At 50.9% G+C, this 22,452-nt stretch carries 24 protein-coding genes; 14 read left to right on the top strand and 10 right to left on the bottom strand.

Annotated features, from left to right (window positions below; genetic code table 11):
• The first annotated feature begins 4 nt into the window (after nucleotides 1–4).
• The 8 genes from nhaA to SYK_RS10215 all read left to right on the top strand — a co-directional run bounded on the left by nhaA (nucleotide 5) and on the right by SYK_RS10215 (nucleotide 7,642).
• Nucleotides 5–1,375 (top strand): Na+/H+ antiporter NhaA, encoded by a 1,371-nt coding sequence (gene nhaA / locus SYK_RS10250; protein ID WP_281760167.1) that lies wholly within the window; start codon nucleotides 5–7, stop codon nucleotides 1,373–1,375.
• Nucleotides 1,376–1,450: 75 nt separating this feature from the next.
• Nucleotides 1,451–2,182, top strand: coding sequence for a tetratricopeptide repeat protein (locus SYK_RS10245; protein ID WP_281760166.1), 732 nt, complete (start codon nucleotides 1,451–1,453; stop codon nucleotides 2,180–2,182).
• A gap of 53 nt (nucleotides 2,183–2,235) precedes the next feature.
• Nucleotides 2,236–3,639, top strand: a complete 1,404-nt coding sequence (locus SYK_RS10240) for a cobyrinic acid a,c-diamide synthase CobB (protein WP_281760165.1) — start codon at nucleotides 2,236–2,238, stop codon at nucleotides 3,637–3,639.
• Between the two features lie 34 nt (nucleotides 3,640–3,673).
• On the top strand, nucleotides 3,674–4,861 hold the full coding sequence (dinB, locus tag SYK_RS10235; RefSeq protein WP_287411238.1) for a DNA polymerase IV: 1,188 nt from the start codon (nucleotides 3,674–3,676) through the stop codon (nucleotides 4,859–4,861).
• Nucleotides 4,862–4,932: 71 nt separating this feature from the next.
• A complete protein-coding gene (locus SYK_RS10230) occupies nucleotides 4,933–6,270 on the top strand; it encodes a hypothetical protein (RefSeq protein ID WP_281760163.1) in 1,338 nt (445 codons plus the stop codon).
• 83 nt (nucleotides 6,271–6,353) lie between these two features.
• A complete protein-coding gene (locus SYK_RS10225) occupies nucleotides 6,354–6,527 on the top strand; it encodes a hypothetical protein (protein WP_281760162.1) in 174 nt (57 codons plus the stop codon).
• A gap of 40 nt (nucleotides 6,528–6,567) precedes the next feature.
• Nucleotides 6,568–7,008: a flagellar export protein FliJ gene (gene fliJ, locus SYK_RS10220; protein ID WP_281760161.1), complete on the top strand. Its 441-nt coding sequence runs from the start codon at nucleotides 6,568–6,570 to the stop codon at nucleotides 7,006–7,008.
• Nucleotides 6,968–7,642 (top strand): MotE family protein, encoded by a 675-nt coding sequence (locus SYK_RS10215; RefSeq protein WP_281760160.1) that lies wholly within the window; start codon nucleotides 6,968–6,970, stop codon nucleotides 7,640–7,642. Before fliJ ends, SYK_RS10215 begins: the two co-directional genes overlap by 41 nt.
• Before the next feature lie 120 nt (nucleotides 7,643–7,762).
• Here the strand turns inward: SYK_RS10215 and serS are convergent, their stop codons facing one another.
• From serS to SYK_RS10195, 4 genes are all read right to left on the bottom strand, one after another.
• Entirely contained in the window at nucleotides 7,763–9,040 is a 1,278-nt protein-coding gene (gene serS / locus SYK_RS10210; RefSeq protein ID WP_281760159.1) for a serine--tRNA ligase, read from the bottom strand.
• A gap of 31 nt (nucleotides 9,041–9,071) precedes the next feature.
• Complete coding sequence (gene cmk / locus SYK_RS10205) at nucleotides 9,072–9,731, bottom strand: (d)CMP kinase (protein ID WP_281760158.1); 660 nt, start codon at nucleotides 9,729–9,731, stop codon at nucleotides 9,072–9,074.
• On the bottom strand, nucleotides 9,724–10,824 hold the full coding sequence (hisC, locus tag SYK_RS10200) for a histidinol-phosphate transaminase (RefSeq protein WP_281760157.1): 1,101 nt from the start codon (nucleotides 10,822–10,824) through the stop codon (nucleotides 9,724–9,726). Before hisC ends, cmk begins: the two co-directional genes overlap by 8 nt.
• A 77-nt stretch (nucleotides 10,825–10,901) precedes the next feature.
• Nucleotides 10,902–11,342, bottom strand: coding sequence for a universal stress protein (locus SYK_RS10195; protein ID WP_281760156.1), 441 nt, complete (start codon nucleotides 11,340–11,342; stop codon nucleotides 10,902–10,904).
• Between the two features lie 275 nt (nucleotides 11,343–11,617).
• Here SYK_RS10195 and SYK_RS10190 point away from each other — a divergent pair, with 275 nt between their 5' ends.
• On the top strand, nucleotides 11,618–12,082 hold the full coding sequence (locus tag SYK_RS10190; protein WP_281760155.1) for a hypothetical protein: 465 nt from the start codon (nucleotides 11,618–11,620) through the stop codon (nucleotides 12,080–12,082).
• Nucleotides 12,083–12,173: 91 nt separating this feature from the next.
• On the opposite strand, the gene rimO is transcribed toward SYK_RS10190, so the two are convergent.
• Nucleotides 12,174–13,502, bottom strand: a complete 1,329-nt coding sequence (gene rimO / locus SYK_RS10185) for a 30S ribosomal protein S12 methylthiotransferase RimO (RefSeq protein WP_281760154.1) — start codon at nucleotides 13,500–13,502, stop codon at nucleotides 12,174–12,176.
• 75 nt (nucleotides 13,503–13,577) lie between these two features.
• Here rimO and SYK_RS10180 point away from each other — a divergent pair, with 75 nt between their 5' ends.
• Together SYK_RS10180 and rdgB are read left to right on the top strand one after the other, a co-directional pair.
• Nucleotides 13,578–15,086, top strand: a complete 1,509-nt coding sequence (locus SYK_RS10180) for a two-component system sensor histidine kinase NtrB (protein WP_281760153.1) — start codon at nucleotides 13,578–13,580, stop codon at nucleotides 15,084–15,086.
• An 85-nt stretch (nucleotides 15,087–15,171) separates the two neighbouring features.
• On the top strand, nucleotides 15,172–15,786 hold the full coding sequence (rdgB, locus tag SYK_RS10175; RefSeq protein ID WP_281763265.1) for an RdgB/HAM1 family non-canonical purine NTP pyrophosphatase: 615 nt from the start codon (nucleotides 15,172–15,174) through the stop codon (nucleotides 15,784–15,786).
• Nucleotides 15,787–15,898: 112 nt separating this feature from the next.
• On the opposite strand, the gene SYK_RS10170 is transcribed toward rdgB, so the two are convergent.
• Nucleotides 15,899–17,068 (bottom strand): BaiN/RdsA family NAD(P)/FAD-dependent oxidoreductase, encoded by a 1,170-nt coding sequence (locus SYK_RS10170; protein WP_281760152.1) that lies wholly within the window; start codon nucleotides 17,066–17,068, stop codon nucleotides 15,899–15,901.
• Between the two features lie 124 nt (nucleotides 17,069–17,192).
• On the opposite strand from SYK_RS10170, the gene SYK_RS10165 reads away from it, so the two are divergent.
• Nucleotides 17,193–17,780: a DJ-1/PfpI family protein gene (locus SYK_RS10165; protein WP_281760151.1), complete on the top strand. Its 588-nt coding sequence runs from the start codon at nucleotides 17,193–17,195 to the stop codon at nucleotides 17,778–17,780.
• Nucleotides 17,781–17,870: 90 nt separating this feature from the next.
• Here the strand turns inward: SYK_RS10165 and SYK_RS10160 are convergent, their stop codons facing one another.
• Nucleotides 17,871–18,071, bottom strand: a complete 201-nt coding sequence (locus SYK_RS10160; protein WP_281760150.1) for a hypothetical protein — start codon at nucleotides 18,069–18,071, stop codon at nucleotides 17,871–17,873.
• Between SYK_RS10160 and SYK_RS10155 the strand changes: the two genes are divergently transcribed.
• Complete coding sequence (locus SYK_RS10155; RefSeq protein ID WP_281760149.1) at nucleotides 18,070–18,837, top strand: exodeoxyribonuclease III; 768 nt, start codon at nucleotides 18,070–18,072, stop codon at nucleotides 18,835–18,837. The two genes, SYK_RS10160 and SYK_RS10155, sit on opposite strands and share 2 nt — an antisense overlap.
• Here SYK_RS10155 and thpR read toward each other — a convergent pair.
• The 3 genes from thpR to SYK_RS10140 all read right to left on the bottom strand — a co-directional run bounded on the left by thpR (nucleotide 18,834) and on the right by SYK_RS10140 (nucleotide 21,267).
• Nucleotides 18,834–19,391, bottom strand: a complete 558-nt coding sequence (thpR, locus tag SYK_RS10150; protein ID WP_281760148.1) for an RNA 2',3'-cyclic phosphodiesterase — start codon at nucleotides 19,389–19,391, stop codon at nucleotides 18,834–18,836. The two genes, SYK_RS10155 and thpR, sit on opposite strands and share 4 nt — an antisense overlap.
• Nucleotides 19,392–19,393: 2 nt before the next feature.
• Nucleotides 19,394–19,573, bottom strand: coding sequence for a hypothetical protein (locus tag SYK_RS10145; protein WP_281760147.1), 180 nt, complete (start codon nucleotides 19,571–19,573; stop codon nucleotides 19,394–19,396).
• 374 nt (nucleotides 19,574–19,947) lie between these two features.
• Nucleotides 19,948–21,267, bottom strand: coding sequence for a malic enzyme-like NAD(P)-binding protein (locus tag SYK_RS10140; RefSeq protein WP_281760146.1), 1,320 nt, complete (start codon nucleotides 21,265–21,267; stop codon nucleotides 19,948–19,950).
• A 261-nt stretch (nucleotides 21,268–21,528) separates the two neighbouring features.
• Between SYK_RS10140 and SYK_RS10135 the strand changes: the two genes are divergently transcribed.
• Nucleotides 21,529–22,446: a diguanylate cyclase gene (locus SYK_RS10135; RefSeq protein WP_281760145.1), complete on the top strand. Its 918-nt coding sequence runs from the start codon at nucleotides 21,529–21,531 to the stop codon at nucleotides 22,444–22,446.
• Nucleotides 22,447–22,452 lie beyond the last annotated feature (6 nt).

The raw sequence follows: 22,452 nt of genomic DNA, 5'->3' as shown, positions 1-22,452 counted from the left end.
AACCATGGCTATCAAAGAACTCATGGTTTGTGGATTGGAACCCATCGAACAGGTCCTTTTGCCGTTCCAAGAGTTCTTTAAGTCCAAGGCGACGGGTGGCATACTGCTCATCATTTGCGCCGCAGTAGCTCTTCTTTGGGCCAATTCTCCATGGGCTGATACCTATGTCGCCCTTTGGAATACCAAGTTTACTGTTGGCTTCGGTCACGCTTCTTTGTCCAAACCAGTCATCTTGTGGGTCAACGATGGGCTTATGGCCCTGTTCTTTTTCGTGGTCGGTCTAGAAATCAAGCGTGAATTTATGGTGGGCGAATTGTCGACCCGCAGTCAGGCTGTCCTTCCTATTGCCGCTGCTATCGGGGGCATGATTGTTCCTGCTTCCATCTATGTAATAATTAACTGGGGTACTGACTCTGCGAGTGGATGGGCTATTCCAATGGCCACGGATATTGCTTTTGCTCTCGGAATCCTCAGTCTGTTGGGCGATCGGATTCCTTATCAGATCAAAATCTTTTTGACCGCCGTGGCTATTGTTGATGATTTGGGTGGTATTCTGGTTATTGCGCTCTTTTATACCTCCGATATTTCTTTCTGGCTTCTTTTGGCAGCCGGGGCGTTCCTACTCGTTGCTTTTGCTGGGAACCGGATGGGCATCCGTTCCCCCGCTTTTTATGCCGCAGTGGGAATACTTGTTTGGTTGACGGTCCTCAAATCAGGCGTCCACTCTACGGTTGCTGGCGTACTTATGGCGTTTATGATTCCGGCTCGAACCAAGTGTGATGCTGCGGCTTTCTCCTACAATGCTACTGGCATTCTTGATGATTATAAAGCCTCGGTTCGTCCGGGAGCCTCGGTGTTGACCAATTCGGCCATGCAGTCAGCCTTGCTGTCCATGCAGTATATATCTTCCCGTGCTCAGACTCCGTTGCAGCGGTTGGAACACGGGCTGCACCCTTTGGTTGATTATGCCATCATGCCTATTTTTGCACTGGCCAATGCTGGCGTGATGCTCGGTGGAGATATGGGGGTAGTGCTTTCGAGCAAGGTAGCTCTTGGAACCTCCTTTGGGTTGGTACTGGGGAAACCCATCGGCATTGTCCTTGCTGTGCTGCTGATTTTCAAGTTGTCCGGGGGAGTCCCACGCGGAATTCACCTTAAACATTTCATTGGCGCGGGGATGCTTGGTGGTATTGGTTTCACTATGTCACTGTTCATTGCGACATTGGCCTTTGGAGATTCTCCAGCCATGTTGACTGGGGCCAAGACAGCCATTCTCGGGGCTTCTGTTATTGCCGGAATTGCCGGTTATCTTGTTTTGCGCAGTGCGCCTTCTCTTGAGGAAATGCTCAAGGAGCAGGCTTCTCAACAACGCTGAAGATGTGTATTATGCTCAGACTCGCCGGTTTTAAGGGACTGGCGGAAACTTCAACGAAATAACGGATAAAAAAATATGATTCCAGTCAGCCCTATCGAGGGTGTTTTTTCTATTGAACGGATGGCCAAAATTGGCACCGGCACGACTGCCCGACGAGTCAATCAGACTGCCTTGTACTACGCCCGTGAGGTAGAAGATGATATGATCGAACTCCAAGGGTTGAACAATAAGAATGTGCCGTTCGGTGAAGTGGAGGAGGTAACCAAAGATCAGTTACTGGCTGATTATCTGCCCATGCCGCAACTCTTCAAGGAAGTTGTCGGAAATTTACGTAAGGTCCAGAAATCCGTGGCCCGTGGTGACAAGTTTCGTAAACGCGGAGAAAATTTTACTGCGGAATACGAATATGCCAATGCGCTTAATTTGGATGAACAGAACGTACGGGCTAACTTTGGTATCGGACTTTGTCTGTTGGCCCGGGATGAGGACGATAAGGCCAGAAAAGTTTTTGACAGAATCATCAGGATTGAGTCAGCGTTTAGTGAGGATCACAAGCATCTGTTTAACGAGTATGGCATAGCCTTGAGAAAAAAGAAGCTAACCGGGCAGGCTGTTGATTACTATAAACGTGCGATTGATCTCGCCGATAATGACGAGAACCTTTGGTACAATCTGGCGCGTGCCCATTTTGATCGCAAGGATTGGGCCAAGTGCGGCGAGGCCGTGTCTCGGTGCTTGGCGCTTGATCCGACCCACCCTGAAGGCAAGAAGATGCTGGATTACCTGACGAACAAGGGATTGATTTAGACGGTGATTCTGTTGATGGTTTTTGCGGATAGTATAGTGGACAAAGGACACGAATGAGCACTCTCAAGGCCTTTATTGTTGCCGGAACGCACAGTGGATGCGGCAAGACCTCGATTTCGCTTGGTCTGATGGCGTCACTTGTGCGTAAAGGGGTGGCCGTACAGCCCTTCAAATGTGGTCCAGATTTTATTGATCCCGGCCATCATGCGTTGGCCTGTGCCCGAAACGGAGAGCCTGTACCCAGTCATAATCTGGATGGTTGGATGCTCAGTGAGTCGACCAATACTGATATTTTTAATCGATATGGCGCAGAGTGCGACGTGGCTATCATCGAAGGCGTCATGGGGTTATTCGACGGTATTTCCGGTACTGCTGATCATGGGTCCACGGCGCAGATGTCCAAGAATCTCGGGTTGCCCGTCATTTTGGTTGTGGATGCACGATCCATGGCCAGATCTGCGGCTGCATTGGTTTCCGGGTATGCCGGATTTGATCCCGATGTAAATATTGCCGGGGTCATCTTCAACCGTGTGGGCAGCGATTCTCACTGTGAATTGCTTCATGAAGCCATGTCATTGGTACCGGATGTTCCAGTGCTTGGCTGTCTGAAACGTGATGAAGCCATCGCAACACCATCGCGTCATCTCGGGCTTGTCACCCCAGATCAGGAAGGCCCGGATATGAGTCGTTATCAACGGCTGGCCGATTGGGTGGAGACTGGGCTGAATTTGGATTCCCTGCTGGACGCCCTGCCTGATATCGAGGTCGTGCCACCGTTTGAGCCTGTGCCGCAATTGCCAAGTGTGACCATTGGTCTGGCTCGGGATAATGCCTTTTGCTTTTATTACGAAGAAAATTTGCGACTCCTGCGTGAGGCCGGAGCACGGTTGATAGAGTTTTCACCGCTTGAGGATACACGATTGCCTGAGCAATTGGATGGCCTGTACCTCGGTGGCGGGTATCCTGAGTTGTATGTCTTTGAATTGGGGCAGAACAACAAGCTTCGTCGGGAGATCAAGGAATTTTGTGAATCCGGTCGTCCTGTCTATGCCGAGTGCGGTGGGTTCATGTATCTGATGAATGACATCATCACCGGACGGGGGCGGTATGCCATGTCCGGGGTATTCCCCATTCGAGCGGAAATGTTCGAAAAGTTTCGCGCATTGGGCTATCGGGAAGTGACTACTCAGGCGGATACGGTGCTTGGCCCTGCCGGTACTTGTGCTCGTGGTCATGAATTTCATTATTCTTCCATTCAGGATGACCCCTGCATGCAATCATTGCTTTCCATTTATTCCATGACCGGGCGCAAAGGTCCCATCGACACCCCTGAGGGTTTTCAGGTGGGCAATACACTTGGCTCCTATGTTCATATGCATTTTGGGAGCAACCCTGATATGGCGCGAAATTTTGTGGAAGAGTGCAAACAGGTCTTTGCACGGGCCGGACAGAATTAATTTTTGATCTAACCTTTTCTGAGATATTTATTGGATGCAGAATTGGATACTCCACATAGATATGGATGCTTTTTTCGCGTCAGTGGAGCAACTCGATAATCCTGAGTTGCGCGGTAAGCCTGTGGCTGTGGGCGGCACTTCGGATCGAAGCGTTGTATCCGCTGCCAGCTATGAAGTGCGGGCTTTTGGCGTGTACTCGGCCATGAGCGTGGTCAAGGCTCGGCAATTGTGTCCGAATATTATTCTCGTGCCGGGACGTATGAAGCGTTACAAGGAAATTTCACGGCAGGCCATGGGCGTGTTGCGGGAGTTTTCCCCTACGGTAGAGCAGGCAAGCGTGGATGAAGCCTATCTGGACGGAACCGGTCTCGAACGTCTTTTTGGTCCCATTGAAGAGGTGTGTCGTAGAATCAAGGCCCGTATGGTGGAAGTCACGGGATTGACGTGTTCCGTTGGAGCGGCCCCTGTCCGCTTTTTGGCGAAGATTGCTTCGGATATGGATAAGCCCAATGGTATTTATATCATACGACATGACGAGGCCTCTGCCTTTTTGCAAACCCTGCCGGTGAAGAAGATTCCCGGTGTGGGGAAGAAATTGGTGGAGATATTGAAACGCCTTGGCGTGCGGACCTGTGGTGATGTTTTGCTTAAGCCACGTGATTTTTGGGAGGAAAGGCTTGGCAAATATGGCGGCGCATTGCATGATCGCGCGCGCGGTATAGATCCCAATCCGGTTATGGAGTCTTCCGGGGCCAAGAGTTGCAGTGCGGAAAACACATTTCATGAGGATACGACAGATAGAAAAATCCTCAGAAAGTGGTTGTTAACCCAGTCGGAACGCGTGGGGGCCGATCTGCGACGGCATGAATACAAGGGGCGGACTGTCACGCTCAAGATTAAATATGCCGACTTCAAGCAGATCACGCGGTCAAAGAGTCTTGGAGGCCGAACAGATGAAACTGCCGTTATTTTCGAGACAGTCTGTGAATTGCTGGAACAATTGCAGTTGCGTCGAGCAGTCCGGCTTATCGGTGTAGGGGTTTCCAACTTCGATTCAAGGACGCGGCAGGTGACTCTTTTTGAAGAATCACCACATGAGGCAGAGGCTACCAGCGAGTTGGATAAGGCAGTGGATGAAGTGCGCCGCAAGTTCGGTGGAAAGGCCGTTACCCGTGTGGAACTATTGGGATTCAGGAAAAAACCGGCAGAGTCTGATGATTGATTAGGTTTTTCAGGACAATAGCCTCGCCCTTGCCAAAGCTGAGGAAGATTACTACATAGAGTTTTGAGGACATGAAAAAAACCGTCCGTGTTCAAGCGCGGCTCAACCAATACGAATACTATATGAAGAATAATACTTTCAGAGTCTTATCTGTTGTTCAAGGCCTTTTCGCCCTGATCGTGGGCCTGTGCGTCCTGACCGCTACTTCCCCGGTGCGAGCCGAGGAACCGGAAGGTCTTATGGACGTGAAATTGTCTCCTAAACCAGCTTCGTTGGCCAAGGACGTTGAGTCCGGCATTGACCATCTGTTCGAGGTGCTGAAAGGGGATGATTCCATGTTGGCTGTGAACAAGATTCAGCCCATGTTGGATTTTGTCGTGAATATGCAGGATGACCCCAAGAATATTGCTCCGGCCAAACGGTTCAAGGGGTATGGTATCTGCTTGCGTCAGGAAGTGCGTACCGATTTGGATCGCATTCTTCGGTATTTTTACAATCCGGATATTCCGAATTATCTGTTGTGTCCCGCTGTGCTTCGATTGTCCGGCTGGCATAAAGACAGTCAATTCCTGGCTCGTGAAAAAGGTTTGTGGGAGGAACTCCCTACTTTGACTGAACCTGTGATTACGCGTGGTCGTGAGTTTGAGGCCAATACCCCGGACTCCTTTGCCGAAGCCTACTATGCCTATGATTTGGACAGGTTGATTATTTTACTTAAGTATCAGGGTAAGAATATATTGGTTTCCGTGACCGAACAGGACGGGAAGTCCGATGTAGGTCGTAAGGGCGCGATCTTGAACGACAAAGAGTGGGATTATTTCTATTCTGGTCTTGAAGGGTTGAACAAAGGCATGATTGGTTGGATGGACACTTTTATGTATTCATCCGGTTCTGTGCAGATTTTTGTGGAACACGATCAGGCTGCTCCGAAGAGTTCCGTCTTCCTGTTCAAGTGGCTCAATGCCGGTTGGGCTGGGATGAACGTGGTCAAGCGTAGCCATATTTATGACGGTAGCCTGCGGTATGCTCGGAGTTTTAAGAAAGTCGTTGAGTCTGACGATTTGACTCCTGAAGCCGTTGTGCTGGGCATGTCCGGTGTGGTGAATATGTCCGACATCGAAATGGATGTGCTGATTCGTCAGTATGCCAAGAATTTCGAGGCTCGGTTCAAGAATGATCCCAAGCTTGATTCCAGCGATTACGCTGACATCATTGCTGACGGCGGGTATGCAAAAGTGCTGGACAAGGAAGGCCGTCGGTCTGTCCTGGCTCTGGAAAAGCTCAAGGGCATGCTTGGTATGGAAACATTGATTTCCATTGGCGGTGGTCCTGTGGCTCGTAAGCAGGCCCCCATCTTTGCCCCTGTTGAGGCTGAGGCTGCTCCTGCTGCGGAAGTCCCCGAAGGGTAAGTGCTGGAAAGAAACAGCAATGCACGCTATATTGACGGCGCGTCGCGGTTGGCGACGCGCCGTCTTTTTTAAAGGAGAACCCCATGCTGGTCAGTGATAGTGATGCGAAATTTATGTTCTGCCCTTTACTCAAGACACAGGATGATAAGATGAAGATGTGCCAGGTTGCCATGTGCATGATGTGGCGGTGGGCGGACGAAACCAAAGAAAAGGGCTACTGTGGTCTGGCTGGTAGTCCTGTGTTGGTCAAGAAATAGGTCCGTGTGATTTCGCAGATAGTTGTGGCAGGAGAGTAACGTGTCCAAACAGTTTTCATTCAAGCTCGACAAGGTTCTCGATTATCGGGAACAGCTTGAGGAGCAGGCCAAGGGGGCTTTGGCCCGGGCCAAAGCGGCACGAGATGAACAGGCCGCCAAGGTTTCTGAATTGGAAGAGCTGTTGCGTGAGCATTTGCTGAAAGAGAGTGGGTCACACAAATCAGCCAATGATATGTGGTTGTGGCGACAGTACAAGGAAGCTCTGGATCAAGATATTTCCATTGCCCAGATGAATCTCAATAGTTTGGAACTCAAATTGCAAAGATGTCGGGCGGAGGCTGTGGAACGCTCCAAGGACAAGAAGCTCCTGGAGAAGCTCAAAGCAACGCAATCTAAGAAGCATCATGAAGAAGAAAACGCCCGTCAAGAGAAGGAAAACGATGAAATGGCAACGCTTCGGTACAAATCTAAAGATTTCTAGAGTTCTCGCCAGCCTCGTTTTTTTGGCCCTGCTGAAGCTTGCCGTGTTCGGTATGCTCAGTGTCGATTCTCTGACGCTTAAAGCTGTTGAGACCGTCTTGCCTGACGGAATTTCCAGTCTCGCCATTGCTGCAGAGGAAGGGAAAGAGTCCACGACTCCCATTGCCGACAAAGCTGATTCCGAAGCCAACCGCACAGCCAAGGCTGAAGCCGAGGCTGACAAAGCTGCCTCTTTGCGGACCGAAGATGACCTGCCCAAGGAATGGAAAGCACTTAAACGCAAGGAAGAGGAACTCGCCATCAAGGAGCGGACGCTCAAGGAGATGGAGGCTTCCATCAAGGCCGAGGCCGTCAAGGTGCAGAAGCTTCATGCCGAGATCAAGCAAATGCTGACGGAAGCCAAGAGCGTCAAGGACAAGCGCGTTAAACAGTTGGTGGATATGATTTCCAATACCAAGGCCAAGAAGGCCGCTGAGATTTTGCAGAATATGGATGATGACTTGGCCGTCAAGGTGTTGTCAGGGATGCGTGGTCGTCAGGCGGGTGAGATTTTGTCCTTTGTGGAAGCATCAAAAGCAGCCAAGCTGTCAGAAGAGCTGACCAAGCTTCAGATTCCTTTCAACGAAGGGATGTAGTTTTATCGAATATATGCAAGGGGCGCGGTTCGTATGGGCTGCGCCCCTTTTTTATGCGCAAAAAAAGAGGCCGGTGAAACATTATTCCACCGGCCTCTTGTATTCTTCAAGTACAGCTTGTTACGGCTTCACGACTTCGATCCCACCCATGTAGGGCTTGAGCACATCAGGAATGACGACAGAGCCGTCGGCCTGCTGATAATTTTCAAGGACAGCCACGAGACAACGACCAATGGCGAGGCCGGAGCCGTTCAGAGTATGAACGAATTGCTTTTTCTTGGAATCTTTGGGCTGGAACTTGATGTTGGCGCGTCTACCCTGAAAATCTCCGCAGTTGGAACAGGAGGATATTTCGCGGTACGCGTTCTGACCGGGCAACCAGACTTCAATGTCATAGGTTTTGACCGCGCTGAAACCAAGATCTCCGGTACACAGTTCGATCACCCGATACGGGATTTTGAGCAGTTGGAGAATCTTTTCGGCAGCCGCAGTCATATCCTCAAGGGCTTCGAAAGATTTGTCAGGATGGGCGAAATTGACCATTTCTACTTTGTAGAACTGGTGTAGTCGAATCAATCCTTTGGTGTCCTTGCCGTAGGAGCCCGCTTCAGAGCGGAAACACGGGGTTTGCGCACAGAATTTGGTAGGAAGCATGTCTCCGTCAATAACCTCACCTGCATAGATGTTGGTCAATGGGACTTCGGCCGTGGGAATGAGATAAAATTCGCGGTCATCTGTCAATTTGAATAAATCTTCTTCAAATTTGGGTAACTGGCCTGTGCCTGTCATGGTCGCCTTGTTGACGATGAACGGAGGCAATACCTCGGTGTAACCATGCTGTTCAGTCTGGGTGTTGAGCATCAACTGGGCAAGGGCACGTTCCAGACGGGCACACCAGCCGAAGCTGATGGAAAAGCGGGAGCCTGCCAGTTTGGCTGCACATTCGAAATCAAGACCGCCGAGTTCAGTGCCGAGATCCCAATGTTCCCTGGGTTCAAAATCGAATTCCGGTTTTTCACCCCAGTAGCGCCGGACCGGATTGTCGTCCTCGGAAGCACCGACGGGCACGGACTCGTGTGGGATGTTAGGAACGGACATCATCCATTCATTTTGGGCTGTCTGAACTTCGGTGAGTTCTTTGTCCAATTCTTTGGTACGACCAGAGACTTCACCCATTTTCTTGAGCAGATCGGATGCGTCCTCGCCTGCCTTTTTGCGTTTGGCGATTTCCGGGCCAACAGCATTCTTTTCGGCTTTGAGCGCTTCGACTTCGGCGATTAATTCCTTACGTTGCGTGTCAAGATCGGTAAATCCCTGAACATCTATCTTCGAGCCGCGTTTCTTCAGGCTCTCCCGAACAATTTCGGGATTCTTTTGCATCATTTTCAAATCAAGCATGGGTAACTCCTCGTTCGATCCCCGTAATATCCTAGGCCACGCCGTCTTTCAAGACGGTGAAGACCTGCTCTTTATTCATTTCAGTCGAATCTATAGTAATGGCATCGTCTGCGGCCTTGAGCGGAGCCACCACTCGATTGCGATCCTGATGATCTCGTTTGGAAATTTGGTCTTTAAGCTCGTCAAAATCAGCCGGCTTGTTCATGGATGAAAGTTGTTTGAACCGACGGTTGGCACGTTCTTCCACGGATGCATCCAGAAAGAATTTGTGCGGTGCGCCAGGAAAAATGACGGTCCCCATGTCGCGTCCTTCGGCCACCAGTGAAAACTTTTCGCCTAAGTTTTGCTGAGCCGTTTTCAAAAAAGTACGAATCACTGGCAACGTGGCAATGTTGGATGCCCACATGCCGACCTGCTCCGTGCGAATTTCGCTGCCGACAGGCGTGTTGTTCAACGTTAGTACCGAATCTTCACCAATACCTGACAATCCGAAGTTCATGCCATCCAGCGTCATTTGAATTCGGTCTTTATCCCAATCCCATGCCCCATCGCCCAGTTTCCAGGCGATGGATCGGAACATGGCTCCGGTATCAAGATACGGGATGGACAGGTGCCCGGCCAATTGTTTGGCCATGGTGGATTTGCCGACCCCGGCTGGGCCGTCGATGGTCACAATGAGGGGCTTACCCATTGAGAATGTCCTCTAACTTTTTGATGAATGTCGTGTTTTCGGCGTTTGTTCCCACATTGACGCGAATGCACGTGCCCAGTCCGAAACTGCCCAGAGGACGGACGATGATGCCCTTTTTGAGCAGAGCTTTGAACACAGTCTGAGCCGGTTTGGGAGGTTCGAACATGACGAAGTTGGACTGACTCGGCCAGACCTTGCAGCCGAGACGGGTCAATTCTTCGGTGAAATATTCACGACCATGCATGACCAGTTGAAGTGTCTCATTGAAAAACACTTCGTCTTCAAGTGCGGCCAGTGCTGCCTCTTCGGCCAGCAGGTTGACCGTGAAAGGTATACGAGCGTTTTTCATCAATGCGGCAAGCTTGGGCGGCAGGATGCCGTATCCGACACGGAGTCCGGCCAAACCATACGCCTTGGAAAATGTGCGCAGAGCCACCAGATTTTCGAACAGGTCAAAGGCTTGAACCGGAGAATATGATTCGGGGGGCCATGCAAATTCGATATACGCTTCGTCTACTACCAGCAGGCAGTCTTTCGGTAGCACTCCTGCCAATACGGACAGATCGTCCACCGTGGCAGCCAGTCCTGTGGGATTGTCCGGGCTGGTCACGATAACCATAGCGGTGTTTTCGTCAGCGGCTTCGGCCATGGCGGCCAGTGGCAGTTCAAGATCGTCGTCGCGTGGGATTTCGCGATACTCAAGGTCTGTCAGCTTGGCGCACATCCGGTACATGGCAAAGGAATTTTCATAACAGACCACATTGGATTTGCCGGGAATCCCTTTCATACGGAAAAGCATGTCGATGATTTCGTCCGAACCATTGCCCACCAGAATGCAGTCTTCAGAAACACCCGCAGTCTGTGCGATGGCTTTGACCAGTCTCGGAGAATGGTTCTCCGGGTAACGGAAAGCACGGGCAGCATTTTTGGCAATAGCCTTTTGGACCAAGGGGGACGTGCCCAGTGGGTTCTCATTGCTGGCGAGCTTGATGACCGTGTTGAGGCCATACCGCTCCTGAATTTGTTCGATGGTCAGACCCGGCACGTATGGTGCAAAGTCTTGAATTTCTGGACGGACGCTAAAATCTCTCATATTTCCCTCATCTCAATAAAAAAAAGAACGGCCGAAGCCGTCCTTTATATATTTTTTATGTCCGTCAGTAAAGCGTCCTAGTCCGGGCGCACTGTCAGAACGGGAGCTGCAGAGCTCTTGACGACCTTTTCAGCCACGGAACCGAACAGGATACGGTCGATGCCCTTTCGTCCATGGGTACCCATGACGACCATGTCGACACCTTCGGCTTCGGAAATGGCAAGGATTTCTTCGGCGGGATAGCCTGTGACGACCTTCCCTTCAACGCTGAGATTCTTGAAGTTTTCAGCCACAAATGTGTTCATGGTGTCTTCGGCACCGGTCACAATTTCACCCACAAAGCTCTCAATGGAACTGGGCGGTACGTGGAATCCCACATACTGGCTGAGGGACGGGGCGACATAAAGCACGATCACTTCGGCTTGAGAGCACTTGGCGATCATGTTTGCATAGTCAGCCACCATCGGGCTATAGTCGGAAAAGTCCACTGCACACAAAATCTTCTTGACGTCAGCCATGGTTCTCCTCCTTGCTGTATTGTCATTTTCCTTTGATTTGCATCAAAGGAAAGGGATTTTCCCTATTTTTTTTATGCCCCTCCGAGCACGAATAGACAACCTTTTTCTTCTGCATTACAGTCAGATGGAAACAGACGCGGACCTTCGTGAGGAAGTGGAAGTTTTTTCCGGGTGCTTATACTTAAAAGATAAGAATTTTCAAATGGTTGTCAACCTGATGCCCTTGGCAAGGTCTTTGCACAATCTTAAGCAAACCACAGGATAGGAGTAGAACTATGATGATCCGTCCTGATCAGATCGAGGGCGTCCAACCGGAGCAACCGCAACGGAAGGACAAGGTACGCCAGCCTGGAAACGCCTTCGGGGACATTCTCAACCAGGAAGTGGCGCGGGGAGACGCTCCTGCTAAGACGCAGGGTGCTGTGCCGCCTCCAATTGTGAATCCCCTGATCGCAGCAGGAAATGTCGGTGCCGTGCAAAGCACGAACGACAATTCCGCTCAGGTGGCCGGACAGGTAGAATCCATTCTCGACAAATGGGATAATTATGCAGCGACACTCGCAGGACCGGAAGGGGGACTTAAGTCCGCTTATACGACACTTGATGAGATCGCAGGTGAGGTAGCCGCGCTCAAGGGCGGTCAGGCAGACCTTGCTCCCGAAATTAAGTCCATTGTTGATGAATTGGAAACTCTGACTGCAACCGAACAGTTCAAGTTCAATCGGGGCGACTACGTTTAACCGAAGAACTGCCTGCCATTTCTCGTCCGGGCTGCGTAAGCGGCCCGGACGGCTTCTTTTGATTTTTTATAATCTCGCCGCTTGAAGCAATCTAGACCAATCCCGACAAATCATAAGTGTCTGCTTTTTCTATTTCTACGTCCACGATTGAGCCGAGCGTCAGTTCCACCTCAGGTGGCGCACTGACGTAGGTGACACCGTCCACATCCGGTGCCTGAAACCATGCTCGGCCCACATACAGGCCGGGCCACTCCTCTGACGGCTGTTCGATAAGCACGGGCAGAGTCTTGCCCTCGTATTGTGAGAGAATCTCTTCGCTGATTCCGGCCTGAAGCTCCATAAGCGCGTCCCGGCGTTCCATTTTGATTTCGTCCGGCACCTGATTGTCCATGGCCGCAGCGGGCGTCCCATCTTCAGGCCAGTACGGGAAGACGCCAAGATGGTGAAATCTGGTTTTGCGGACAAAATCCATGAGGTGTTCGAAATGTTCCTCGGTTTCACCCGGATAGCCAACGATGAAAGTCGTGCGCAGTGCGGCCTCCGGGAAAAAGGACCGAACTCTGTCGATAACTTTTTCCGGGTTCCGGGCGAACGGACGGCCCATGGATGAAAGCACATCCGGGTGCGCGTGCTGAAGTGGTATGTCGAAATACGGCAAGAATGGAGGGACATGTTCCTTGAGGATTGAAAGCAGGGATTCGGTCAGGCCTGCAGGATAGAGGTACATGATGCGTAGCCACTGAAGGGCGGATATGCCAGCTACGCCTTTGACCAGCGTTTCAAGATCATGGCCGGAGCCCAGGTCCGAGCCGTAGGCCGTGGAATCCTGACCCACCACTATAATCTCCGAGACCGAGTTGGCGAGTTGCTCCGCTTCATCGATGAGAAAGTCCACGGGCCAACTCTTGTGCGGTCCCCGAATGGACGGGATGGTACAGAATCGACAGTTATGGGAACAGCCTTCGGAGACCTTCAGGTAGGCATACGCTGGGCCGGTTGACAGGTTGCGCGGCGTATCCCGCTCCACCGAAACCGAGAGGGCTTTGGCTGCCATATCCGGCCACAGATGCATTTCTTCGGTCGTGAGCCACAGGTCCACTTCAGGCAGTTCCTTTTTTAAGTCCTGCCCGTATCGGGAGACAAGGCATCCGGCCACGCATAATAGTGGTTTTCGTCCTGTCTTTTCCATGACTTCAGCTGCATCCCGGACTGCGTCCAAAATAGTCGTGATCGATTCTTCGGTGGCAGGTTGAATGAATCCGCAGGTATTTATGAGCACAAGATCGGCCTCTTTCACGGATTCCACTGGGCCCATAGCTGAGCCGAGAGTTCCGAGAAGTCGTTCCGTATCCACGCGATTCTTGGGGCAACCCAAGCTTATTGTATAAACTCTTACTGTGTTGTCAGTTGGTTGTGACATTTCATTTCCTTTGCTCTGGCTTTGCAAATGCTGTATTATTGGAAAGCCGGAAACCAGAGTCCGGCTCGGACAAGTGTGCACAGGTACGGAGAGGAGGTCAAATTGCTCGGAGCTTCGTGTATCAATGACAAACGGTATGTCATCGGCGTCATCGGCGATATCCCCGCCCTTTTGACGTTTTGGCAAATGTTCAAGGACCAGAGCAACGATGAAGCGCTGAAGGAAATCGGCGTAGTCGCTGCGGCCCTTCCGGGAGAGAGCGTCCTGCCCGAAGCTGACGATTCGGGTCGACATATCCCCACCTATGCCGGGTACAAGACCATGCTGGAGCATCACCCCGAGATCAACATGATTATCGAAGCCACAGGTCGTCCGAGCCTGATATATGAGCTGCGTAACTATTTACCGCCGAGCATCACGTTGGTGGAACGCAGTGCCGCCAGTTTTTTTATCAACTTACTGACTTCCGATAAAGTCTGGGTGGCCTGCAAAATAGACCTGCTTCATACTCAGAATATGCTTAAGACCATTGTCGATCAGATTGATCAGGAAATATTGTTTCTAGATCATGATGGCAAGGTGATAGGTATGAACAAGGTTGTGGTGGATAAGCAGGGAGTTCCCAAACGTGAAATCCTGGGGCGTTTCTACTGCGAAGTTTTTACGGATTCCAGTAACGGCGAGTGTGAGTTTTCTCAGGACCCATTCCAACAGGCTATGTCTACACGGGCTCCGGCTGAAGCTTTGACGAGTCATGTCGGGGAAGATGGTCGCGTTCGGTATTTTCGAGTCTACATTACGCCGATTTTTGATGAAGACGGAACTGTCAATCATGTGGTGGCCTCCCGACGAGACATCACCCTTCGGACATCTATGGAAAATCGTTTGCAGCAGGCGGAAAAACTGGCGTCTATCGGAGAGTTGTCGACCTATATGGCCCATGAAATTCGTAATCCGCTTTTTTCCATCAGTGGTTTTGCCAATTCTCTCATGCGGTATGAAGGCATGGACGACAAGGCTCGTGAAAAGCTGTCCATTATACTCGACGAATCCAAACGGCTGGACGAGATACTCAAGAGCCTGCTTAATTTTACCCGTCCCACTGGTGCAGAGGTCAAAGAGGTGGACCTGAACGAATTGGTGGAAACCACCATGAACGTCATGCGTTTGCCGTGTTCCAATCAGAAAGTGGTAGCGCATGTGGACCTGGACCCGACCATGGCGCGTGTGCAGGCCAATCCGGACCTTATTAAGCAATGTCTTATCAATTTGGTCAAAAATGCTCTGGAGGCCATGCTCGACGGTGGTAAGCTGTTTGTCACCACTTGCATGAACCAGGATCACGCCGTGCTTTCCGTGGAGGACACCGGCGAGGGTATCCCGCTTGAAATTCGCGATAAGATATTCAGCCCGTTTTTTTCTACCCGAGATAAAGGGGCAGGACTTGGTCTTGCTCAGACTAGAAAGATTATTGCTGAAATTGGTGGACAGGTTGATCTGGTTTCTGTGGAAAAGATCGGGACCAAATTGACCCTGTTCCTTCCGCCATTGCTCGCGGTTGCGGAAGACGCTGAGTCCGAGTAAAGAATCCTCACAACATATTTTTTCAGGTTGCCACATCCCGTAAGGGGTGTGGTAACGTGGTTCCGAACCGATAGCCGCACAAGGGATAGCCATGAAAACCATTGTCCTCGCCACCAATAATAAAGGCAAAATTAAAGAACTTTCCTCCATGCTGGAGCCATTCGGCGTGCAGGTGAAGAGCCTGTCTGAGTTCCCGGAGATCGGAGACATTCCTGAAACCGGTGACACTTTTCTTGAGAACGCTTTCATCAAGGCGCGCACAGTGGCAAAGATTACCGGTCTTGTGGCGGTAGCAGACGATTCCGGCATTGAAATCGATGCGTTGGACGCTCGTCCCGGCGTATACTCCGCCCGGTACGCTGGCGAAGACTGCGACGATCACGCCAATAATGAAAAAATGCTGGCTGAGATGAAAGACGTTTCCGACGATAAACGCACGGGACGTTACCGTTGCGTCATGGCCGCTACCGCGCCCAACGGCCAAGAAATCAATACGGATGGAGCTTACGAAATTCAGGTGGGACACGGCTACAAGGGAAAAGGCGGTTTTGGGTACGACGTCATCGTCATCGACCCTGAATTGGGCTGCCATGTGGCTGAATTGGATGCCGACGTCAAAAATAAGCGTTCTCATCGTGGTAACGCCATGCAAAAATTGCTTAAACTCTGGCCGGATTTTTGGGAGAAGGCTCAGGCCTAATTCTCAACTTTTCAATAGTATTTGATACAAGAAGGGGAGAGACACTCAAGTGTCTCTCCCCTTCTTCCTTTTTTTAATCAGTGTGGCAGCGCAGCGCTTTACACAACCGTTTTTATAGGTGTTCTCCGCAAGCAGCACCAGATGCGAATGCCCAATGCAGGTTGAACCCGCCGAGGTGTCCGGTTACGTCCATGGCTTCTCCGATGATGGAAAGGCCCGGGACGTTTTTGCACTCCATGGTTTTGGATGAAATTTCGTCGGTGTCGATTCCACCTACGCAGACTTCAGCCTTGGCGTAGCCTTCTGTAGACGCCGGGACCACCGTGAACCGGTGAATCCGGTTGGCGGCCGCTTCGATTTGTTTTGCAGAAAGTTGGCTGACGGATGTCTCGCCGAGTGCGCCTGAGACGAGCAAGCCGGGCAACCGTTTGGGCATGACATGGCCCAGTAGGTTGCGGAACTGAGCATTGGAGCTTCGGTGCTCCTCAATAAAATCTTCCAATGGTTGATTCGGCAGAAAATCAATAATTACAGGCTTTCCAGTGCGCCAGTACGACGACGCTTGTAACGTGGCCGGGCCGGAAATTCCCTTGTGGGTAAACAGTAACGGGTCAGTGAAGCGAGTACCCCCGGTTTCCACTGTGGCTGGTAAAGCGTTTCCTGCCATGTCTCGGCAAAAGTCTTGCAGTTGCTTTGGAAATATTAGCGGGACCAATCCCGGACGAGGTGAGACCATCTGTAGGCCGAATTGTTTCGCAAGCCGGAAGCCGAGGTCCGTGGCTCCGACCTGAGGCCATGACGGACCACCCAAAGCGATAACCAGTTTGTCCGCAGTGACGACGTCATCGCTGATTGTCACGGTAAACGGTCCGGTCCCGGATACGTTTTTTATTTCGCATCCCATTCTGACATTCACTCCAGCTCGGGTACACCGGGTCATCAGAGACCCTGCGACTTTTCCGGCCCCCTGCTCGGTGAAGAGCTGGCCGTGCTCGCGTTCCTCATAGGTGATGCTGTCTTCGGCCAGAAGCGTGATTACATCCCACGGAGAAAGACGCGCCAATGCGGATTTTACGAAATGTGGATTCCGACAGATGTAATCGGTGTGCGTCACATCCAGGTTGGTGAAATTACACTTGCCCCCGCCGGACACGCGAATTTTGCGTGCAGGCTTGGCGCCGTGGTCCAGAACCATGACCTTGAGGCCGCGTTTGGCGGCGGTCATGGCGCAATACAGGCCGGAAGCTCCGGCTCCAAGAATAAGAACGTCGTTGTGTGCCATGGGGACGTTCTACGGCAGAGCGGGGTGCGAGGCAAGCTCGTGCTTTCGTCACATAAGGGTGGTTGACAAAAAAAAGGATGAGGACCACAGAATAAAGTCAAATCCGAACATTTTGGAGGACCTCATGGCTGCAAAGAAAATTCTGCTTTTGGTTGGTGATTTCGTGGAAGATTATGAGGCAATGGTGCCATTCCAGATGCTTCTGATGGTGGGGCATACCGTGGATTCCGTTTGCCCCGGTAAAAAGGCGGGAGAAACCGTGGCCACGGCTGTGCACGACTTTGAAGGGCATCAGACCTATTCGGAAAAACCGGGACACAACTTCATGATCACGGCTACTTTTGATGAAATTAAAGCAGAAGACTACGACGCGCTGGTAATTCCCGGCGGACGGTCCCCTGAATATTTGCGTCTGGACCCGGCTGTGATTGCCTGTGTGCAACATTTTGCCAAGGCGAACAAGCCCATTGCCGCAGTCTGCCATGGTCAGCAGCTGTTGACAGCCGCCGATGTAATTAAGGGCAAGTCCTGCACGGGCTATCCCGCGGTCAAGCCTGACATTGAAGCCGCAGGCGCTACATGGTGCGAAGTCAATGAAACGTTTTCCAATGCCTGCGTCGACGGGAACATTGTTACCGGTCCAGCATGGCCTGCCCATCCCGAGTGGATGCGGGAATTTTTAAAAGTGCTTGGTTCAACCATAGAGCCATAAAATTGCATTTCAGCGTAAAACAATAAACGATATTTGACTGTGTGTTTACGAGGAATCGTCTTTCCATCCGCCAAACTTTCTGATAAAAGTCTACTGACTAATCGAGATTTTACGGAGGATACGATTATGATGGGTTATTTTTGGTTTTTCCTGGGTCTGTCCCTGACGATCGGCGCTTTGGTGATGATCAAGGTCAGTTCCCCGAACGAACACTAGTTTTCGGCCGCATTGCGGCACTTCAGGGGAATCGGTGCAAACCGGTTCCCCTTCATTTTTTCTGGAGGTGCGCATGATCATCTACTCCTGGAATGTTAACGGCTATCGTGCCGTGATCAAAAAGGATTTTCGCGACTGGTTGGACGGTTGCGGCGGTGATGTGGTTATGCTGCAGGAAACCAAGGCCCACCCCGATCAGCTCGGCGAAGATGATCGCGAACCGGATTCCTATTCCAATTATTACTGGAATTGGTCCAAGAAAAAGAAAGGCTATTCCGGTGTGGCCTGTTTTTCCAACCCGGAACCGATGGCCGTGACCATGGGGCTTCCTGACCCTCGTTTTCAGAATGAAGGCCGTGTACTCCATCTTGAATACCCGGATTTTCATCTCTTCAATATTTATTTCCCCAACGGTCAGATGTCGGACGAGCGGCTCGACTTCAAGATGGGCTTCTACGATTGTTTTCTCGAATATGCTGAGGAACTGCGGAAGGACAAACCTATTGTGGTGGGTGGTGATTTTAATACCGCACATACCGAGATTGATTTGAAGAATCCCAAACCAAACTCGAACCGTTCAGGCTTTTTGCCCAGTGAACGAGCGTGGATCGATAAGTTTATTGCTGCCGGTTATGTGGATACCTTCCGCATGTTTGAAGAAGGACCACACCATTATTCGTGGTGGTCTTACCGTTTTAATGCCCGTAAAAATAATGCGGGATGGCGCATTGATTATTTCTTTGTGTCCGAAGAATTGAAAGACAAGGTCGTGGGCGCATGGATCGAACCCGATGTCATGGGTTCAGACCACTGCCCTGTGGCTGTTGAGATTGACGTTTAGTCAGTTCTCAAAGAGAAATTATTCAGCACAGTATGCACCGCGCCGGTCGGTTTGAGTTCACTCTGCCATAGGGTGAACCGTTCTGTCGTGAAAATAGGCCAGTCTTGATTCGCTGTGGTGAGAATGGATTTCCAGTCGTCCTGCCCCGTTTTTTTGATCCATCCGATAGTCAGGTGGGGGCGAAATCGTTTCTTTTCCCGAGCTACGCCCATGTTCGTCAGAGCGTCTTCGATCATGTCTGCCAGATCAGCGCATTGTTGCGCCCCTTGCTTGAGTCCCAGCCAGATCTCACGAGGTCTGTTTACATTTGGAAAGGCCCCTGCGTCTCCTGCCTGCATGGGAAATTGTGGGAAATGAATGGATGAAAGCGCATCAACGATAGTGGGAATATCCTTTTCGTCGGTGTTCCCCAGAAACTTAAGCGTTAGATGCCAGTTGCCGGGGCGAATCCAGCGCACGGATGAGTCCAATCCTGTGTTGAGATTGTCTGTGAAGGGCTTCACGGTTTGTTGATAAGAGTCTGGCAGCCCAAGGCCGATAAAGAGGCGAGGCATGGCTATTTATCCAGTTTGTTCAGCGCATGACCAAAAGTCGCGACGTCGCCGAGTACTGCGGCTATGGCGTCCTGAAGATTTTCGGGTAACCCGTCAGCGTTGGCGATTGCCAGCAGAGCTTCTGGGTCGATACCGTTTTCCTCGGCCAGTGTGTGGAGTTCTTCAATTGTTTTTTCATCCATGCACCAAGTATAAAGGACAACCAGCCATCGGGCAATGGGGTTGGAAATTGTTTTCGACGGATAGAATCGAACAAGCAGGACGCTGTCCTGCACCAGCCAAAGGGTTGTGCCCTTTGGGATCCCATTGTGCACCTGTCGGTGCAATTTGTTCTTTTTTCAAAGTTAACCTGTCGCAACCGAATGACCCCGAGCGGAGCGAGCGACAAAAAGTTTTGGAGAGTCCAGAGAACCTTTTTCAAAAGGTTCTCTGGTCCCGCAGAAGGCGACCGCCGGTAGGCCCGCCGGAGGCTGCCTTCCCAAAATGAAAACGACCATAAAAAGCCCTGCCTCGATTATCCGAGACAGGGCTTGATTTGATGATTTAGTCTAAAGGACTAGATGTCGTAATCGAAGGAATCGACCACGGCCTTGGTACGGGCTTTGGAAGCTTCCATACGGGCTTCGAGGTCTTTCTTGTACTGGTCGAGGTCGAGCTGGATTTTGGCAACGCCGGTATCCATGGCGGCCTTGGCAACAGCAGGAGCCAGCCAGGTCAGCACACGCGGATCAAGCGGCTTGGGAATGATGTAGTCGATGCCGAAGTCCAGACTGTCCACGCCGTAAGCGTCGCAGATGTCCTGAGCAACGGGTTCCTTGGCCAGTTTGGCCAGAGCGTCGGCAGCGGCTATTTTCATTTCTTCGTTGATGGTCGAGGCGCGGCAGTCGAGCGCACCGCGGAAGATGAACGGGAAGCCGAGGACGTTGTTCACCTGGTTGGGGAAGTCGGAACGACCTGTGCCCATGATGATGTCGGGGCGTACTTCCTTGACGTCGGTGTACGGAATTTCTGGATCGGGGTTGGCGCAGGCAAAGATGATGGCATTATCGGCCATGGTCTTGACCATATCCTGATTGATGGCGTCCTTGACGGACAGGCCCAGGAACATGTCGGCGCCAACCATGCAGTCGGCCAGAGAACCGCGATCTTCAGCCTGAGCAAAGCTCTGTTTGAATTCGTTGAGACCTTCGCGTCCGGCGTGGATCAGGCCACGGGAATCGAACATGAAGATGTTTTCGCGCTTGATGCCCATGTGAACGTAGAGATTGGAACAGGCGATGGCAGCGGCTCCGGCACCGGAAACAACGATCTTGATTTCTTCGATCTTTTTACCGGAGATTTCGAGCGCATTCATGATTCCTGCGGCAGAAATGATGGCTGTACCGTGCTGGTCGTCATGGAAAACGGGAATACCCATTTCTTTTTTGAGACGGGTCTCGATCTCAAAGCATTCGGGAGCCTTGATGTCTTCGAGGTTGATGCCGCCGAAGGTGGGTTCGAGCATTTTGCAGAAAGAAACGATTTCATCAGGCGTTTTGGCGTCGATGTTGATGTCGTAGACATCGATATCAGAGAAAATTTTGAACAGAACGCCCTTGCCTTCCATGACCGGTTTACCGGCTTCGGGGCCGATGTTGCCAAGGCCCAGAACGGCGGTACCGTTGGAGACGACTGCAACGAGGTTCCCTTTGTTGGTGTAGTCGTAGACCTTTTCTTTGTCCGCAGCAATTTCGCGGCATGCTTCGGCAACGCCCGGGCTGTATGCCATGGACAGATGCTTCTGGTTTTCGCACGGCTTGATGGAGATGACCTCCAGTTTGCCCTTGCGTTTGTCGGAATGGTAATCCAATGCCTCTTGCTTCGTGAACAGTGCCATGATCAGGCCTCCATATTATTCTGTTTGCCAACTTTGGTAAGGGTGTTTTTCATTTTGCGTCAAGTAGAATTTTTCTTTGTGCACCAACGCTTTGAGTCCGATTCCAACTTGCACAACTGACTTATTGTTTGAGCGTTCAATCAAATCAGTGGGTTGGGCCAAAGTCAATGGGTCTTAATCCTCTCAAGCACCTGTTTAAAAAGATACAATTCTTGCTTCCGTATGATTTTATCGGCATGTTGAAATATAAGAGAGGTACTTATGGAGGATGGATTTTATAAAGGTTTGCTCGATTCCCTTTCAGAAGGTGTCTATTTTTTGGATTTGGATCGCAATGTTACATATTGGAATAAAGCCGCTGAGCGATTGAGTGGGTATTCGGCCAAGGAAATGATTGGGAAAAGTTGTTCTGATCATGTCCTGCGCCATGTAGACTGTAATGGTACAGAACTTTGTCTGAATGGGTGTCCCATGTTGGCAACCATGCAAGAAGGGAAAGAGCAAGAGGCCAGTGTTTTTATGCACCACAAATTTGGACACCGCGTTCCAGTGCTTGTCCGAGCTTCTCCCATGCGGGACTCCACAGGTAAAATCGTCGGTGCTGTTGAAATCTTTTCCGACAATGGTGAAAATCTTGATATACTCAAAGAAATAGAAGAGCTTCGTAAAGAGATACTCACTGACCAACTCACTGGAATTGGCAATCGACGTTATGCAGATATTTCCATGGAACGACTCGATCAGACCATGCAGGAAAATAGTGTCCCATTCGGTGTTTTGTTTGTGGACATAGACCATTTTAAAAATGTCAACGATACGTGGGGACACCATGTCGGCGATATGGTCCTCGCTATGGTTGCGCAAACACTGCGGTCTGTACTCAGGCCTTTGGATGTTGCATGTCGCTGGGGCGGCGAAGAATTTGTTATTTTTATTGCCAACACAACGATCGAGAAAATGGCTGTTATCGCAGAGCGTCTGCGCATGCTCATCGAACACTCCTGGGTGGAACAGGAAGATGATCGCATCAAGGTCACGGCGTCTATCGGTGGGGCCCTTTCCGCAAACGGCGAACGAGCTGAAAGCGTAGTGGAGAAAGCCGATAATCAACTTTACTTGAGCAAGGAATCCGGTCGTAATTGTACGCATATCAATGACGTGAAATACGAAGCAAAGTGATTATAA

It is taken from the genome of Pseudodesulfovibrio nedwellii, assembly GCF_027923765.1.
Taxonomy (GTDB): domain Bacteria; phylum Desulfobacterota; class Desulfovibrionia; order Desulfovibrionales; family Desulfovibrionaceae; genus Pseudodesulfovibrio; species Pseudodesulfovibrio nedwellii.
This window is presented reverse-complemented; position numbering and strand designations above follow the sequence as displayed.

Excerpts from the sequence above, each read along its gene's own strand:
- nhaA (WP_281760167.1), top strand. The coding sequence starts at position 5 with ATGGCTATCAAAGAACTCATGGTTTGTGGATTGGAACCCATCGAACAG.
- SYK_RS10245 (WP_281760166.1), top strand. The coding sequence starts at position 1,451 with ATGATTCCAGTCAGCCCTATCGAGGGTGTTTTTTCTATTGAACGGATG.
- SYK_RS10240 (WP_281760165.1), top strand. The coding sequence starts at position 2,236 with ATGAGCACTCTCAAGGCCTTTATTGTTGCCGGAACGCACAGTGGATGC.
- dinB (WP_287411238.1), top strand. The coding sequence starts at position 3,674 with ATGCAGAATTGGATACTCCACATAGATATGGATGCTTTTTTCGCGTCA.
- SYK_RS10230 (WP_281760163.1), top strand. The coding sequence starts at position 4,933 with ATGAAAAAAACCGTCCGTGTTCAAGCGCGGCTCAACCAATACGAATAC.
- SYK_RS10225 (WP_281760162.1), top strand. The coding sequence starts at position 6,354 with ATGCTGGTCAGTGATAGTGATGCGAAATTTATGTTCTGCCCTTTACTC.
- SYK_RS10215 (WP_281760160.1), top strand. The coding sequence starts at position 6,968 with ATGAAATGGCAACGCTTCGGTACAAATCTAAAGATTTCTAGAGTTCTC.
- serS (WP_281760159.1), bottom strand. The coding sequence starts at position 9,040 with ATGCTTGATTTGAAAATGATGCAAAAGAATCCCGAAATTGTTCGGGAG.
- cmk (WP_281760158.1), bottom strand. The coding sequence starts at position 9,731 with ATGGGTAAGCCCCTCATTGTGACCATCGACGGCCCAGCCGGGGTCGGC.
- hisC (WP_281760157.1), bottom strand. The coding sequence starts at position 10,824 with ATGAGAGATTTTAGCGTCCGTCCAGAAATTCAAGACTTTGCACCATAC.
- SYK_RS10195 (WP_281760156.1), bottom strand. The coding sequence starts at position 11,342 with ATGGCTGACGTCAAGAAGATTTTGTGTGCAGTGGACTTTTCCGACTAT.
- SYK_RS10190 (WP_281760155.1), top strand. The coding sequence starts at position 11,618 with ATGATGATCCGTCCTGATCAGATCGAGGGCGTCCAACCGGAGCAACCG.
- rimO (WP_281760154.1), bottom strand. The coding sequence starts at position 13,502 with ATGTCACAACCAACTGACAACACAGTAAGAGTTTATACAATAAGCTTG.
- SYK_RS10170 (WP_281760152.1), bottom strand. The coding sequence starts at position 17,068 with ATGGCACACAACGACGTTCTTATTCTTGGAGCCGGAGCTTCCGGCCTG.
- SYK_RS10165 (WP_281760151.1), top strand. The coding sequence starts at position 17,193 with ATGGCTGCAAAGAAAATTCTGCTTTTGGTTGGTGATTTCGTGGAAGAT.
- SYK_RS10155 (WP_281760149.1), top strand. The coding sequence starts at position 18,070 with ATGATCATCTACTCCTGGAATGTTAACGGCTATCGTGCCGTGATCAAA.
- SYK_RS10160 (WP_281760150.1), bottom strand. The coding sequence starts at position 18,071 with ATGCGCACCTCCAGAAAAAATGAAGGGGAACCGGTTTGCACCGATTCC.
- thpR (WP_281760148.1), bottom strand. The coding sequence starts at position 19,391 with ATGCCTCGCCTCTTTATCGGCCTTGGGCTGCCAGACTCTTATCAACAA.
- SYK_RS10145 (WP_281760147.1), bottom strand. The coding sequence starts at position 19,573 with ATGGATGAAAAAACAATTGAAGAACTCCACACACTGGCCGAGGAAAAC.
- SYK_RS10140 (WP_281760146.1), bottom strand. The coding sequence starts at position 21,267 with ATGGCACTGTTCACGAAGCAAGAGGCATTGGATTACCATTCCGACAAA.
- SYK_RS10135 (WP_281760145.1), top strand. The coding sequence starts at position 21,529 with ATGGAGGATGGATTTTATAAAGGTTTGCTCGATTCCCTTTCAGAAGGT.